The sequence below is a fragment of the Pedobacter sp. AC212 genome, from assembly GCF_979258625.1.
Genome location: NZ_OZ409870.1, coordinates 2,173,872 through 2,189,241, shown reverse-complemented (window position 1 = coordinate 2,189,241; position 15,370 = coordinate 2,173,872). Strand labels below are relative to the sequence as shown.

At 41.1% G+C, this 15,370-nt stretch carries 13 protein-coding genes; 11 read left to right on the top strand and 2 right to left on the bottom strand.

The genetic code is table 11. The features are described from left to right. Positions 1-8 precede the first annotated feature (8 nt). Positions 9-2,354: a TonB-dependent siderophore receptor gene (locus ACZZZC_RS09475; RefSeq protein WP_463487041.1), complete on the bottom strand. Its 2,346-nt coding sequence runs from the start codon at positions 2,352-2,354 to the stop codon at positions 9-11. 662 nt (positions 2,355-3,016) lie between these two features. Then, positions 3,017-3,862, bottom strand: coding sequence for a helix-turn-helix domain-containing protein (locus ACZZZC_RS09470; protein WP_463487040.1), 846 nt, complete (start codon positions 3,860-3,862; stop codon positions 3,017-3,019). A gap of 284 nt (positions 3,863-4,146) precedes the next feature. On the opposite strand from ACZZZC_RS09470, the gene ACZZZC_RS09465 reads away from it, so the two are divergent. The 11 genes from ACZZZC_RS09465 (at position 4,147) to ACZZZC_RS09415 (ending at position 15,292) form a co-directional block, all read left to right on the top strand. After that, positions 4,147-4,599, top strand: a complete 453-nt coding sequence (locus tag ACZZZC_RS09465; RefSeq protein ID WP_463487039.1) for a DUF6010 family protein — start codon at positions 4,147-4,149, stop codon at positions 4,597-4,599. A 108-nt stretch (positions 4,600-4,707) separates the two neighbouring features. After that, positions 4,708-5,292 (top strand): TetR family transcriptional regulator, encoded by a 585-nt coding sequence (locus tag ACZZZC_RS09460; RefSeq protein ID WP_463487038.1) that lies wholly within the window; start codon positions 4,708-4,710, stop codon positions 5,290-5,292. 511 nt (positions 5,293-5,803) lie between these two features. Further along, on the top strand, positions 5,804-6,145 hold the full coding sequence (locus ACZZZC_RS09455; RefSeq protein WP_463487037.1) for a DUF3817 domain-containing protein: 342 nt from the start codon (positions 5,804-5,806) through the stop codon (positions 6,143-6,145). Then, positions 6,142-7,128, top strand: a complete 987-nt coding sequence (locus tag ACZZZC_RS09450; protein ID WP_463487036.1) for a hypothetical protein — start codon at positions 6,142-6,144, stop codon at positions 7,126-7,128. Before ACZZZC_RS09455 ends, ACZZZC_RS09450 begins: the two co-directional genes overlap by 4 nt. Positions 7,129-7,428: 300 nt before the next feature. Continuing rightward, complete coding sequence (locus ACZZZC_RS09445; protein WP_463487035.1) at positions 7,429-7,641, top strand: hypothetical protein; 213 nt, start codon at positions 7,429-7,431, stop codon at positions 7,639-7,641. A gap of 108 nt (positions 7,642-7,749) precedes the next feature. Then, complete coding sequence (locus ACZZZC_RS09440) at positions 7,750-8,124, top strand: rhodanese-like domain-containing protein (protein WP_463487034.1); 375 nt, start codon at positions 7,750-7,752, stop codon at positions 8,122-8,124. Then, positions 8,111-8,392: a PLC family EF-hand domain-containing protein gene (locus ACZZZC_RS09435; RefSeq protein ID WP_463487033.1), complete on the top strand. Its 282-nt coding sequence runs from the start codon at positions 8,111-8,113 to the stop codon at positions 8,390-8,392. Before ACZZZC_RS09440 ends, ACZZZC_RS09435 begins: the two co-directional genes overlap by 14 nt. A 174-nt stretch (positions 8,393-8,566) precedes the next feature. Continuing rightward, positions 8,567-9,604 (top strand): efflux RND transporter periplasmic adaptor subunit, encoded by a 1,038-nt coding sequence (locus ACZZZC_RS09430; RefSeq protein ID WP_463487032.1) that lies wholly within the window; start codon positions 8,567-8,569, stop codon positions 9,602-9,604. A gap of 1 nt (position 9,605) precedes the next feature. Continuing rightward, positions 9,606-13,979: an efflux RND transporter permease subunit gene (locus ACZZZC_RS09425; RefSeq protein WP_463487031.1), complete on the top strand. Its 4,374-nt coding sequence runs from the start codon at positions 9,606-9,608 to the stop codon at positions 13,977-13,979. 175 nt (positions 13,980-14,154) lie between these two features. Then, on the top strand, positions 14,155-14,619 hold the full coding sequence (locus ACZZZC_RS09420) for a hypothetical protein (protein ID WP_463487030.1): 465 nt from the start codon (positions 14,155-14,157) through the stop codon (positions 14,617-14,619). Beyond that, complete coding sequence (locus ACZZZC_RS09415) at positions 14,606-15,292, top strand: SCO family protein (RefSeq protein WP_463487029.1); 687 nt, start codon at positions 14,606-14,608, stop codon at positions 15,290-15,292. The genes ACZZZC_RS09420 and ACZZZC_RS09415 overlap by 14 nt, the downstream gene beginning before the upstream one ends. Positions 15,293-15,370 lie beyond the last annotated feature (78 nt).

Sequence of the window (15,370 nt, the reverse complement as noted above, 5' to 3'; positions counted from 1 at the left end):
CCTTACTGCTAGAAACGAACATTTAAACCCACCACACACCTGCGCAGCATTCCCGGAGTAAAAGTTCCTGAACCACCGGTATAAAATTGATGATTTGCGAGGTTATCAATATTAACACTAAAGCGGTAACGCTCTTTGTTGTAAAAAACACCGGCATTTAGCATCATGTAAGAATCGAGGTAGAACTGGCCGACAGTCTTATTGTTAATGATCAAGTTATCATCATAATAAGTTCCACCGAATCCGATTCCCACTCCTTTGAGACTAGTTATGGGGAAACTATAGCTCGCGTAAAAATTTACTGTTTTTTCTGGTCCTGAATTGGCGGTACGCAGACCATCCACCGCGTCGTTTCCTGAGGTAAGCTTGCTATGGTTATAGGCAAATCCAGCATTCAGCATCAGTCCGGCAAATGGCCTGGAGAATATATCAATGTCAATCCCTTTGCTGAATTGCGTGCCTTCCTGGATCTGAAAGGTTGGTCTGTCAACCTCAGCTCTTAAGGTATTCTGTACCTGAATATCATAGTAGCTAATTGTGGCACTAAGTAAATCCTTTGCAAGCTCAGTCTTGATCCCAAATTCAAGTTGATTGGCATATTGTGGTTTAAATGTAGAAATACTACCATCAGGCTGGGTAACCGGTGCCACATTCTGGAATCCGTTCATATAGTTTCCGAACAGGGATACCCGATCTTTCAACAGCTGATAGACCAACCCTAACTTTGGCGAAACCGCCGTTTGGTTATAATTCCCATTGGTCAGGTTTGTTGCTACGTTGGTTGTTCCTTCATTAATTGATCTATCCACCCTCAGACTAAGCATAGCTGAAAATCTATCAGTTACCTCTATTACATCAGAGAGATAGGCAGCATAGGTAATCAGGTTCATAGTATTATAAACAGCGGGATATTTTTCGAGCTTTTTATCGATCAAATGTGGTGTCAACATCGCATAATTTGGCATACTACCTTTGACGTTGAGGGTATCGAACGACGGTCTGCCTCCCCTACCGCTCAGCGCATTTGAGGCGGAAATAGAGGAATTTTGATAATAGTCGATGCCCAGCAAAACCTTGTTCCTCATTCTGCCGATCTGGAAGTCACCTGTAAAGTTTTGTTGTATTTGACTGATAGTATATGAGGTTGTAGGGAGTTGGAGGATATTACGCACCAATAAGCTATCGCCCTTTAAAAGATTAAATGTTAAATAGTTACCTGTATTGCCCGATTTTGTTCGTATCAGATTCGTCTCGGATGTCCACTTGTCAGATATTTTGTATTTTATCTGCCCATAATAGCTCTGGTTGGAGTATTTAATATTTATGTTATTGTTGCTGTAAGAGCGTTTGTAGTCAATCGGTAGTTCAGATGGGCGACTACCTCCCTTTCCATCTATTCCTGGACCTATTGGGACGATCTGTTGGTGGGAAGTTGATTCGCTATCATATATTTCAGCATCCAAACTGAAAATCAGTCGTTTGTTTACCTGATAAAACAGGCTTGGGGCGACAAATGTCCCCTTGAGAAAACCTGCATCCTGAAAACTGCCTGAGTAATGATGAGAGGCGTTTAACCGAAACAATACACTTTTGTCCTTTTTAAGCGGGGCATTGAGATCTAGGGTAGCTCTGCTCAAGCTGTAACTACCTCCCTGATATCCTACTTCTACACGGGTTGAATCAAATGGTTTTTTAGTAATTCGGTTTATAAGGCCTCCAAATGAGATCAATGCGCTTCCGAACAAGGTACCGGAGGGCCCTTTGACTACCTGAATCTGTTCCATATTTGCAACATCCAGATCGGCGGTTGAGAAGGCTGAAACTCCATTTCTGATATAGTTACGGGTATTGAAGCCTCTGCTGGTATAAATACCATTTGCTGAAGCCCAGCCTTTGGTTATTCCAGGCACATTTTTGAGGGCTGAATTATAATCAAGTACTGCCTGTTCGGTGATGATTTGTTCAGGCACCAAATTTGTAACCTGGGGATTTTCAATGTTTTTAAGAGCTAGCTTTGCTGCATAGGTGCTGGCCTGATCTCTTGGGACATTTCTGAATGAAATGACAGAAACTTCCTGCAGTATGCTGTCAGCCTTTACCAATTTCAAGTAAACGAATACGTTTTTATTTGCGATGACGATGTTCTGCTCAGCTACAGCATAAGATATCGAAGATGCCGTAATCTTGTGAACTCCGTTAGAAACATTCAGAAAGGTGAACAAACCCTTCTGGTTAGTCTGGGTATGATGATTCGTGCCATCGAGACTAACATTGATACCATACAATGGTCTACCGTTTTCTGAAACGATAGTTCCGCTTATTTTCTGTGCCAGCACAGGCACGGAAATAAGCATTATGATTAAAATATAAAGAAATCGCATAATTTTATTTAGTCATAAGGCGTCTTACGACTGGCGTGAATGCCTTCGCAAAAGTTGAAAAAAGGGATTCATCCTGTATATAAGAATTGTCCCGTAATAAATAATGTGGTATGCTTATGCGATTATTCGAGGCGGTCGAAAGATGCTGCTGATGTGGTGGCTCACATAGCTAAAACGATAAAGTGTAGATGGTTTTGATGCAGTTGCTTGCGAAGCAGGAATTGCGAAAGATAGCTGCAGGGATTTTATTGATTGGCAGATTTCAATATTCTTTAATTCATTTTTCTCTACCTGTTTTTTCTGAGTGTCATCAGCTTGTTTAAGATTTTTTGCCAGATAACATTTTCCCATACAGTGAAATTGTGGTCTCGTTCTGTTTTCGCAAAGCTTATCCGCTATGTACTGCCTATTGAGTTGAAACCCGGCGAGCACAATATAGCTCGAAAAGTTTGAACTGATCAAGGCAAGAAGAAGTAATACAGAAACGAGCTTCTTAAACATTGGTGCAAATCTACATGGACAGTAAGTATTTTAGATTGTACTTTTGCCGCCTTTAATTACACTTATGCAGGATTTGAAAAAAAAACGGAAACATTTTAGTTACCAGCTTTGATTTATTTCTAATTTAATCCAGATTAATGTGCCGCTTTTTGAAATTCTTTTGGAGTTATGCCCTCAAACTTTTTGAAAAAACGATTGAAATAACCGTCTGTCTTAAATCCCAATTCCCAGGCCACTTCCCTGACGGTTAAATCCGACCAATAAAGTAACCTTTTAGCCTCCTTGATCAAAAGATCGTCTATAACTTGCTTAGGTGTTTTGCTACTTGCGCTCTTCATGACCTGAGTAAGTAGTTCAGTTGTTATATTTAATTCCTCGGCGTAAAATTTGACTTGATGGTTACTTTTATAATGCTTTCTTAACGCGCTTCTAAAGTTCTCAGAAAGGGTATTTTTATCACCAAAATCTTTAGCAGGCTCACTGGTAATCTTTGCACAATAGATTAATAGGACGTTCAATAAACATTTGATGATGTCTTTATCTTTGTTGTCCCCTCTGGTATTTTCTAGACAAATCAACTGGATATATCTATCCAATTCATGTAATTGATTAGTAGAAAGGTCCAGATGTGTTTTAGAAAAGACGGATTCAATATGATCTGTTAATTTTTTGTTTTGGCCATGAAGGAAATTAGCTGAAAAAGCCATGGAGATCACTTTACAGTCTGTTAGATCTGAATGAATATGAACCTGATCGACATCCAGCATTAATATTGCGGGTGCAAAAATCTCCCTGTTATCCAAATCCGCATAATGCCTCATTTTACCTTTATACAGAAAAATAAGACAATAATAATTATGACTATGTGGTTCAGTATAAACTTTACCTGAATCATCTGTCCGATCTTTTACGTACAAAAAGAACTGGTCCTGACCCTCTTTTTTGAAATCTATATTATATTTAGGTATTACCTTCTCCATTTTTTGCAATTAATAATTTTATAATTCAGGCGGCTTGCAATACTTATGTTACTCCTAGCAGAATTGGGCAAATTATCTGATATAGCCACGTTTCTAAATCAAAAATTGACTCTAGCACAGGAATGCATTTTAATCCGTTTGATGAGCTCGGTATCGTCCAATTAGCAACCTGCTTCAAAACTTCATAACGCCAAGAATCCCGGAAAAGTCAAAGATATAATTTTACATTAAAAACATACTAGTTAGTATGTTTTTAATTTAGATTTGCATCAAAAAAAAATAAAATGGAGACACAAACTCACCCTACCCCAGATTTTACAGTGAACGTAGTGCTTGCAGCAATTGCAATAGCAATTACATTCATTACCCTGATGTCGTTGGTTAAAGAACCGCACAGGCAAAAAATAAATGCACTTTTGATCGCAGGCGCAGGCGCTGTTTACTGGAGCGGAGGTTTAGGCGTGTGGGAGTTCATGTTTGGAACGGTTATGCTTTTTGTGGCCTATAAAGGAATGAAGCATTATTATTTTATAGGCATCGGCTGGTTACTGCATACGACATGGGACATCCTTCACCATCTATACGGCAACCCAATTGTTTATTTGGAACCTTCCTCTTCGGCAGGATGTGCGGTATGTGACCCGATATTGGCCATCTGGTTTTTTATGGGCGCACCTTCTGTGTTTGAATTTTTCAAAAAGAGAAAATTTCTAAAGTTATCTGTAAAAACAGATTAGGCAATTTTACCACCGAAGTTTTCGGATATTGCAAAATATTACTCGAAAGCGATATTAATTGATACATTCAAAGTAATAATTAATTTTAAAACAATAGTTAAATTATCCATGTCAAAAGCAGCTTCAACCAGAGATTTGATCATCAGAAAATCTTTTGATCTTATTTATCAAAGAGGATATCAGTCCACCAGTATAGATGATATTATCAGTACGACAAATGTGACTAAGGGGGCCTTCTTTTACCATTTTAAAAACAAAGAACAGATGGGCCTTGGATTGATATCGGAACTACTTTATCCAAATCTTTATACCAGAATGGTAAGCCCGTTAAAAGAAAGCACAGATCCGGCAAAGGATATATATGCTATGATGGAATCGCTGCTTAACGATACTGTTTTCTTCAACGTTACCCATGGATGCCCTGCAATCAACCTTATAGACGAGATGGCTCCGGTAAATGAGTCATTTAGGAAGGCGCTTGCAAAATTGACGCTTGCCTGGCATAATGCAATTGCTTCTTCGATACGAAGTGCCCAGGAAGCAGGCACGATCGGCACCAAGGAATCTCCTGAGCAAGTGGCTGTAATGGTTATCTCCGGATATTCAGGAATCAGGATGCTCGGTAAGATAATGGGCAGAAGTGTGTATAAAACCTACCTGATCAGCCTCAAAGAATACCTCAGTTCATTATAATTTTTTTTAACCCATAACATACCATATAGTATCTTTTATGCACCAGATTTTGTTAACCCTCCATTCGATCAACAGATGGTTGGTACTTATTTCTCTATTATATACCATTTTTCTATCAGTGAAAGGCTTAGTTGGCCACAGCCCGTTCGGTAAGTCTGATAATCTGGTCAGACATCTCACAGCCACGATAGCTCACATTCAGCTTTTGCTCGGGCTGTACCTGTATACAATGAGTCCAATTGTAAAGTTCACTTCTGGTCTACCGAGCGTCGATGGAGTGATGGATGAGCATGTATTTTTCAGATATGTCCATATTTTATTGATGGTGGTCGCGGTGATCGTGCTGACGATCGGATCCGCAAAAACCAAAAGGATGGGAACGGATCGGTTAAAGTTCAGAACAATGATGATTTGGTACACAATTTCCTTGTTGATCATTCTCATTGCCATCCCATGGCCATTCTCTCCTCTGGCTAACCGTCCCATGTTTAGAACATTTTAAAATTCAATTATGATAAAACTACTTAAATATCCTATTGGAAGACTTAGGATCATCGGGTTTCTGGAAGGCATATCCCTTATCTTCCTTGTTTTTATTGCGGTACCTTTTAAATACATCGGCGATATACCGGTCTTTGTGAAAATCATTGGCCCCATCCATGGACTTCTTTTCTGCCTTTTTTTGATCACCACTTTTGGCGTTGCCACCTCTTACAAATGGAAATTCTCGAAAATCACCTGGAAAGTACTGTTGGCCTGTCTGATTCCATTTGGAACATTTTATATTGATCGGTATATACTTTACCCTGAATCCGTTTTAGAGGGCGAATTGAGCGTTGAACAGGAGAAATGAGCAATAGGAAAAAGTATATAGTGATGATCTTAATTTTGATCATACCAGCGATATATGTGACATGCTGCAATGTTAAACCCAGGCCAAAGATTGATCATGATGCCGGATTCGAGGAACGCCTTTCCTTTTACAAGCTTTTTCAGGGTAAGCCATCTGAACTCATTCCTGCTCCTAATGTAGAAGTGCTCGAATTATCATCAACACTGTTCACTGATTATGCGGAAAAGCAGCGTCTGATCAAACTTCCCCCAGGAAAAAAAATGAAGTTAACCGGGAACGGGCTTCTGGATTTTCCTGAAGGAACGCTGATCGCAAAAACATTTTACTATCCTTTAAGCCCGGGTGGGAAATTACAGATAATGGAGACCAGATTGCTTTTGTTGGAGAGTGGCAAATGGAATGTTGCTGTATATAAATGGAACAAGGAGCAGACAGAGGCTTTTCTGATTACTGATGGCGATGTTGTTCCGGTTAAAAGATTGGATTCTAACGGTAAAATGATGGCTATTGGATACCATATCCCTGCAAACAATGAATGTGTCAGTTGTCATCATTCGAATGATACCATATTGCCGATTGGGCCGAAGGCACGTAATCTTAATGTTGAGGTCGTGCGTGAGCATTCAAGAATCAACCAGCTTCAATATCTGATGGACAAAGGATTGATGAGTGCTGAGAAACTAGACAAAATTGAAAAACTTCCTCCCTATAAGGATACAAAGGTTGCGATCCATGAAAGGGCAAGAGGATACTTGGAAATCAACTGCGCGCATTGCCATCAGCAAGGGGGATTTGCAGGTCAGACAACGTTGAATTTAGACTACGGTACGAAGCTGGACAAAACAGGAATACGCTTGCACAGGAATAATATTTTGATGAGGATGTCTGAAATGGGCGATTTTCACATGCCAAAGCTTGGGACTACGATGATTGATACTGCTGGCTTACAGCTTATAAAGGATTATTTGGAAACATTGGATTGAGCATACTTTTCTATTCCATCAACTTTTTCACGATGACTGTTACTACACACTAAATTTATGTATCAATTATTATCCGTTTACCATTCGATATTCAACTGGTTGGTTTTGATGTCGATTCTTTACAGCATTTGTCTTGCGTACCAATCAAAAATCACTGGGTTATCTTTTTCGGGTTATCCAGTCCAGGTCTTCAGGTGCTCGGTCGGTCTGACATTAATACAACTCGCTATTGGGGTACTGATCTATAGGAGAAGTCACATCACTGGAAATTTTTGGCGGGATCAATTATATTTCAATGATATGGAAGGATTTTTCTTCAGTGTAATTCACAGCGTATTGATGACGCTAGCCACGGCGATCATGTTTACAGCAGTAATCCCCACCAGAAAGTTGAGTCCAAACGGGAAACAGTACAATAAGATTATCATTTATTTTTCGATCGGGCTAATTATCATATTACTATCGGTGCCATGGCCATTTTCTCCGTTCATCAAACGCCCTTATATGAGGTAAATCATTCAAGCTGCAATTTTATTTTAAGCCACCAGTTAGCTTATCTCAGCACCTGGCTGACATAACTTTCTTTAATCAATACATTCAAATTAAAACATATTTCACAAGATGACTAAAACACTATTAATCGTATCGGCCGTGCTATTACTGGCCTATCTGGGCTATCGAACTTTCCGTATCCTGACCATCGACAAAAACATCGACGAACAGGTATCAAGCGGTGCAATCATTCTGGATGTCAGGACCACAATGGAATATGAATCCGGACACATTGAAGGTTCTATCAATATTCCTTTGGGTCAGATTAGGGAGCGGTACAAGGAACTCAATCCTTCAAAAACCTACATCACAACCTGTTCACACGGATTACGAAGTATAAAAGTAGAGCAGCTGCTTAAGGAGCGTGGATTTCAACATGTCTCTAACGGTGGTGCCTGGGTAGATCTGGAAGAGAAGATCAAAAGTACAAGTGGAAGAAAATGATCAAACGATAAAAGATTTTATGAACATGAATCAATTGACCATGGAAAACCAACTTCCACAGCTTTTTCGAAAGTTTCTGGACAATAAATGCACACGATCAGAATTGGATTTGTTATTTCTTCATTTCGGCTCTACGGACGAGGAGAAACTGAAAAAAATGATTGCAGACAATCTCAATATTGACCAAAAATATGACGAGGATCCCAACAATCGACTGGGCGCTATTTTAGTGGCATTATATAAAAAAATGAAGCAGGGTCAACAGTAATAGAGTGCCAAGTGGTAGCTGAATCCGAAAATCACCCCCAACCACATGAGCAAAAAAATTGCCTGGAAAATAAAAAATTTGACCTAAAACATACCATATGGTACTTTTTTAAAGCAATAGAAATCGGGATACAGATTGAGAAAATAATTTAACAATACACTATAAATAAATAACATGAAAATTAACAAATACCTTTTATTGTGTCTTACACCGCTTCTTTTAAACAGTTGCGCAAATAAAGACAATAAAGTGGGTTCACTGAAACAGGAAAATGCCAAAGTTTCCATTTTAAAAATTTCTGCACAGAGTAACCTGGCTAAGCTGAACTATTCTGGAAGTATAGAGCCGGACAATACGGTAAAAATCGGATTTGCTATTCCAGGCATCATCAATAAAGTTTATGTTGATGAAGGTCAATTTGTAGAGAAAGGTCAGTTGTTGGCCACAATTGATGATACGGAGTACCGCAACTCGCTTTTGATCGCAGATGCAGCCTTGAGTCAGACTGAAGATCTTTATGGGCGTTTGAAAGATCTTTTTGAAAAAGAGAGCTTGCCTGAAAAGGACTTTATTGATATCAAAACAAAGCTGGCACAGGCGAAGGCCTCGAAAAATATCAATACCAAAAGAATCCATGACTGCCGTTTATATGCGCCAATGTCAGGATATATCACAGGAAAGGCAATTGAGGCTGGCAGTAGCGCAAGTCCTGGTTTGCCCGCGTTCGATATCATTAAGACCGATCAGGTTTATGCTCAGTTTACCGTTCCTGAAGCCGAAATCGGGCATATCGCAAATGGGCAGGCTGCGAGTGTATTTGTCCCTACGCTTCAAGACACATTAAGGGGAAAAATTTCGCTGATCAATCCCCAGGCAGACACACAGACGAAGACCTATAAAGTTAAAATCTTACTAAATAATGCGGGCAGAAAGTTGTTACCGGGCATGCTGTCCGATGTGCAGGTTGCAACAGGAAGAAAAGGCCAGCGAATTGCGATTCCCGTAACGGCGATTGTAAGAGATGAGGATGATTTGACCTACGTTTTCATCGTGAATAATCAGAATAAAGCTGTTCGAAGACGAATTATTTCCGGAGATCTGGATGGAGATCAGGTTGTGATCAGCAGTGGGCTGGAGATCAATGACAGAGTGGTTATATCTGGGCAGAAAAATATCAAGGACGGGCAGGCATTAACAATCACCGGGGCTTAAAATGGAGAAGAAGAGAGTAAACATCATAGAGGCGGCAATGAAATACCGCCAGGTTACCCAGATTATTACCGGAGTACTGGTGCTCGCTGGTATTTTTGCCCTGCTGACCATGCCGAGAAGTGAAAACCCACACATTACCGTACGCCAGGGATTGGTGATGGCTTTTTATCCCGGAGCCGACGAGCTGCAGATGGAAAAGCAGGTAACCAATAAAATTGAACAATACCTTTTTTCTTTCGAGGAAATTAGAAAGGGTAAGACAAAATCTGAGACAAAAGATGGCCAGACGGTGATTACAGCTGAGCTGAACGAAAATGTTAAGGATCCAAAAAAGTTCTGGAGCACCCTTCAGCATGGACTGAACATGAATATGAGAGGCGTGCTTCCCAGTGGCGTAACGGGCCCGATTGTAAACAGTGATTTTGGTGATGTTGTTGCGCAGATGATCACCATTGCGGCTCCGGGGCGAAGCTATGCCGATCTGGAGAAATATCTGGATAAAATGGAAGACGACATTAAAACAATTCCAGAAGTATCTAAGATTAAACGTTATGGCGAACAAAAACCACAGATCTACCTGACTATACAAGATCAGAAGTTAAAACAGTTCGGACTGGATGTTAGTCAAATCGCCTCGGTAATTAAATCCGAAAACGATTTGAATTTCACTGGCGATATTACCCTGAATGCAAATAATCTACCGATTTTTACTGGTCAGCGCTACAAAAATGAAATTGACCTAGGGAATCAGATTGTATCCAATGATGTTAACGGAAGGATTGTAAGGTTAAAGGATGTTGCAAAAATAGAGCGAAGATATGAGGATCCAAAAAGCCTGATCAAAGTCGGAACAGAGCCTGTGACCATGCTTTCAGTAGAAATGCAACCGGGCAATAATATCGTTGACCTGGGTAAAACCTTGGCAAAGAAAATTGAAGCGCTAAAACAGAAACTACCTTCTGATGTAAAAATCAATGTAATTGTCGATCAGCCTGAAGTGGTTAAAGAAAGTATTACCCACTTCATGATCGAGTTTTTAGTGGCTATTCTGGCTGTTATCATCGTCGTGATGCTGTTACTTCCTTTTAGAATGGCGGCCATATCCGCTATCGCAGCGCCGGTTTCTATTGCCATCACTTTTGGAGTGCTGAATATTATCGGGATTGAACTTCACCAGGTAACCTTAGCCGCGCTGATCATCGTACTTGGAATGGTGGTTGATGATGCCATTGTAGTGGTTGACAATTACATTGAAAAATTAGATGAAGGGACGCCCCGGTGGAAAGCGGCCTGGCAAAGTGCTACCCAGCTCATGGTGCCTATATTTACGGCAACGATTGCCATCGTTTTCGCCTTTATGCCATTGAGTATAATGTTAACCGGTGTGGGCAAGGAGTTTATGTTATCGCTGCCCATCACCATTGCGGTTGCTTTAATTGCTTCTTTTTTGGTTGCCATTTTGATTACCCCTTACCTATGCTATATATTTTTGAAAAAGGGAATCAAACATCAGGAAAGCGACCGTCCAAAGAAGAGAAATTTTCTGGACTACCTACAGGATGCCTTCCAAAAATCTATAGAATTTTGTTTCAGGTGGCCAAAGACTACATTGATTGGGGGCGTATTGTCTATATTTCTTGCGGTGGCGGTTGCGGGCCAGGTTGACCAGGAGTTTTTTCCCAACTCGGTCAGCAAACAGTTCAATCTCGAAGTCTGGTTGCCTAATGGAACTTCCCTAGAAGAAACCGAGCGGACGGTGAACAGAGTTGAAGCAGAGATTAGTAAAGACAAGAGGATCCTCAATACAGCCAGTTTCATCGGAAGTAGCTCGCCAAGGTTTCACAGTAATTATTCGCCGGAAACACCAAAAGAAAACTATGCGCAGATTTTCATTAATACCATAAGTGGCGAAGCCACAGAAGAACTGGCAAAAGAATATCTTAAAAAGTTTAACGGTTTTCTCCCTGATGGGCATATACACGTGCGCCAGCTTTCATTCAAGGAATCCCCATCACCAATTGAGGTAAGGGTTATTGGAGAAAGCTTAAGCGACCAGAAAAAAGTGGCATTAAAAGTTGCCGAAATATTAAAAGCTGCCAGCGGTACCAATTGGGTGAGGAACGATTATCAGGATGAATATTTTGGAATTAAGGCGACGATAAAGGAGGATGATGCAAGCAGGCTGGGCGTAAGCACATCAGCGATTGGTCAGACCCTTGGAGCGGGGCTTAAAGGATACCCGGTTTCGACGCTTTGGGAAGGCGACAAGCCCGTAGATATTATGCTGAGGTTGGATCAGCAAAACCGTTCGGATTTTTCAGATCTGGCGAATATACATGTAAGCTCGCAAAGCGGAAACAAGATCTCTTTGAAAGAGGTGGTTGATTTTACACCTTCCTGGCATACAGGAGTGGTGGCGCATCGAAACGGATTGAGAACCCTTACGGTTAAGGCCGAAACCCAACTGGGCATCAAAGCCACGGTCATTCAGGCCGCAATCGAGCCTGAGATAGCAAAAATCAAACTCCCTGACGGCATCAGGATCGCCTATGGAGGAGAGGCGGAAAGTGCGCTGGAATCGGGACCGGGCATGGGCAAATCGCTGATGACCAGTTTCATTCTGATCTTTTTAACGCTTCTTTTCCAGTTTAAAAACCTTGGAAAAGTACTTATTGTATTGGCTACCTTTCCATTGAGTATCCTCGGAGCATTTTTAGGCCTTAAGCTTACAGGGAATCCAATGGGCTTTCCAGGTTTCATGGGAATTATCAGTTTGATGGGTATTGTGGTTCGTAACGGGATCATCCTGGTTGATTACGCAGATGAACTTGTGCTGGAACATGGTTACACAATAAGAGATGCGGCCATGTCCTCTGCAAAACGAAGAATGCGCCCGGTATTTTTAACTTCATTTGCCGCGGCAGTTGGACTTGCGCCCATGATAATAGGAAAAGATCCATTCTGGTCACCACTGGGGAGTGTACTTGCGGTAGGTTTGATTGTATCGATGATCATGACCTTACACGTAGTACCGATATTGTACTATAAGTTTATCAAACCAAAAAAAGTTGAAGATCATCCCGGGCAGCCTAATGTTGCCGAGCACGTCAAGCTTAAGCCGGTTTTGCTGACACTTTTTTTATTGGCAATGGCTGTGCCTTTTCAGGGATTTACGCAGGAAGTGATTACCCTTGAGCAGGCATCAAAGATGGCTGTCGCTAAAAATCTTGATCTGCAAAGTGCCCGTGAATATGTGGAAGCATCAAAGAGCGCATTATCGAGTTCGAAATTGGCAGCCAGACCGAAACTGGATGGCAGTGGCACAGGGTTCTATTTTGGCCAGCCGCTAAATCAGTTGCTGCCCGAATACGGTTTAAGTGCAACAGCAACGGTCAACCAGTTAATCTATGCAGGTGGAAAAGTTAGAACGGGTGTTTCTATTGCAGGCAATCAGAACCATTTGATGGAAACACAGGAAGTGCTGGTGAAAACGGATGTGTTGTTTAACACGGAGCTGGCCTACTGGGGAATCATCAAGAATACGGAACGTATAAAATTCCTAAATAAATATCTAGAGATGATCCGGGGTTTGCTTAATGAGCTGAATAATTCATACAAAGCAGGCTTGACCTACAAAAACGACGTACTGAAAGCAGAGGTTCAGTTAAATGAAGCCCTGTTGGAGCTTCGCTCGGCAACTGATGCCCTTCTGATTTCCAAGCTGCGTTTTGCACAGATTATAGGCATGCCGGCAACTGCTGATTTCTCCGTACAGGATACCGTTCTATCTTCAGGTATGGTCGATATGGCGAATACCGGATTTGACCGACCTGAAATTGAACTCTATAAAACCAATATTGCCATAGAGGAGGATCAGAAAAGGCTTTTGATTGCGGACACACGACCGATGATCGCGTTAGGCATAAATGGTCTTGGATCAGCCGGTGTTAAAGGGATTAACCCCACTGGTAGCGACCGTTTATTTGCCAGCTACTATGGAATGCTAAACTTAACGGTACCCATATTTGACTGGGGCGCTCGTAAGGGAAAAATTAGAGAGCAGGCCCATAGAATTGCAGCAAAAAAACATGACTTGACGCAAAAATCAGAACTGATTAACCTGGAAGTTGAAGACGCCAGACTTCAGGTCAAACAAAGCGAGCAGAGAATCCTGTTATCCAGAGCATCCGGGCAGCAGGCGGATGAAAATCTCAAGTTGTTTAACAACCGGCTTAAAGCAGGTACAATTACGGGAAAAGATGTGCTAGAAGCCCAGGCACTCTGGCAGCAGGCTTACTTAAAAGTTATCGATGCCAAAATCGAACTAAAGATTAGTGAGGCCAAATTAAAAAAAGCAATTGGTGCTTACCGTTAGAATCGACAAAAACAATATCTGGAAATGGAAGTCATCCTTTTACATCCTTAGAATAGTGCAGTAAAAGGATGACAATTTCCTAGCTAAACAAATGCGCTGGGGCATTAAGAATTAAATTTCACAGGAAAAGCCCGGTTCCACTTTGAATAAATGATAATTAAAATTGATTATAATAATGAGAAAATACGTTGTTACCTTTACCTGCATCATCTTCACATTGAGGATTCTGCAGTCCTGCACAAATAAACCCGATCATCAAACTATCCGCCAGCAGGTTTTAGACCAGCATGACCAGCTGATGATGGTTGGTGAACGGGCAATCAATCTCAAGATTACCCTGGATACATTGGATCTTGGCCAATTAAAAGTCTTACAACCTAAACTGGATACCGTAGCGGAAAGAAGCAAAATTGTAACATTGAGCAACTCTCTTGGTGATGCGGACGATCAGATGTCGGACTGGATGCACAATTTTGATGCTGACTTTAGTGAAGGTGCGGACGAAGATGCAGTTACCTATTTTACCGTTGAGAAAGCAAAAATTCAAAAGTTGGATAGCTTATATAAAAGGAATATCGAAGCAGCAGATCTTTATCTGAAACGATTTAATCTAAAACCTTCCACAAATGAGAAACATTAATTGGGCACATAGTCCTAAAGAAAATAGCATGAAAAATTCCATATTCATCGCAGCGCTGGCGCTTATGGCGCTTGCCGCATGCAATACAAAGCCGCGTACGCTACCCATATACGGGGAGCGGTCAGCAGTTCAAAAAAAAGTTAATGGCCAGATGGTCACCGATACTTTGTACAAAACAATCCCGGAATTCAGTTTTTTAAATCAGGATAGCCTGATGATAAATGACCGGCTGTTTGATGGAAAAATTTATGTGGCCGATTTTTTTTTCACCACCTGCCCTACCATCTGCCCCACGATGCACCGAAACCTGCTGAAGGTGTACAATAAGTTTAAGGGAAGTAAAGATGTTATGTTTTTGTCCCATAGTATAGACTTCAAATATGACGTTCCGCATGTATTAAAGTCTTATGCCGATAAACTTGGCGTATCCGCGCCACAGTGGCAATTCATTCACGGAACCAAGGAAAAGGTATATGGCCTCGCACAAAAGGATTATCTGGTTTCGGTAATGGAAGATGCTACCGAGCCAGGAGGCTTTGTCCATCAGGGATATTTGGTTCTGGTAGATAAGCAGAAACGCGTAAGGGGAGCTTATGATGGAACTAAAGAGGTAGAGGTAGATCTGCTGATCGAGGATATGAATGCTCTAATGGAAGAACCAGATCAGAAGTGATAACCAAAACACCAGTGATAATCATTCCGATTTACTAAAAAAATCCAATCTTTAACAGATGCTGTCTCAGATCGCTGA

What these genes read in the sequence shown, in the direction of transcription:
- ACZZZC_RS09475 (WP_463487041.1), bottom strand. Translation starts at nt 2,354, where the DNA reads ATGCTTATTTCCGTGCCTGTGCTGGCACAGAAAATAAGCGGAACTATC.
- ACZZZC_RS09470 (WP_463487040.1), bottom strand. Translation starts at nt 3,862, where the DNA reads ATGGAGAAGGTAATACCTAAATATAATATAGATTTCAAAAAAGAGGGT.
- ACZZZC_RS09465 (WP_463487039.1), top strand. Translation starts at nt 4,147, where the DNA reads ATGGAGACACAAACTCACCCTACCCCAGATTTTACAGTGAACGTAGTG.
- ACZZZC_RS09460 (WP_463487038.1), top strand. Translation starts at nt 4,708, where the DNA reads ATGTCAAAAGCAGCTTCAACCAGAGATTTGATCATCAGAAAATCTTTT.
- ACZZZC_RS09455 (WP_463487037.1), top strand. Translation starts at nt 5,804, where the DNA reads ATGATAAAACTACTTAAATATCCTATTGGAAGACTTAGGATCATCGGG.
- ACZZZC_RS09450 (WP_463487036.1), top strand. Translation starts at nt 6,142, where the DNA reads ATGAGCAATAGGAAAAAGTATATAGTGATGATCTTAATTTTGATCATA.
- ACZZZC_RS09445 (WP_463487035.1), top strand. Translation starts at nt 7,429, where the DNA reads ATGGAAGGATTTTTCTTCAGTGTAATTCACAGCGTATTGATGACGCTA.
- ACZZZC_RS09440 (WP_463487034.1), top strand. Translation starts at nt 7,750, where the DNA reads ATGACTAAAACACTATTAATCGTATCGGCCGTGCTATTACTGGCCTAT.
- ACZZZC_RS09430 (WP_463487032.1), top strand. Translation starts at nt 8,567, where the DNA reads ATGAAAATTAACAAATACCTTTTATTGTGTCTTACACCGCTTCTTTTA.
- ACZZZC_RS09425 (WP_463487031.1), top strand. Translation starts at nt 9,606, where the DNA reads ATGGAGAAGAAGAGAGTAAACATCATAGAGGCGGCAATGAAATACCGC.
- ACZZZC_RS09420 (WP_463487030.1), top strand. Translation starts at nt 14,155, where the DNA reads ATGAGAAAATACGTTGTTACCTTTACCTGCATCATCTTCACATTGAGG.
- ACZZZC_RS09415 (WP_463487029.1), top strand. Translation starts at nt 14,606, where the DNA reads ATGAGAAACATTAATTGGGCACATAGTCCTAAAGAAAATAGCATGAAA.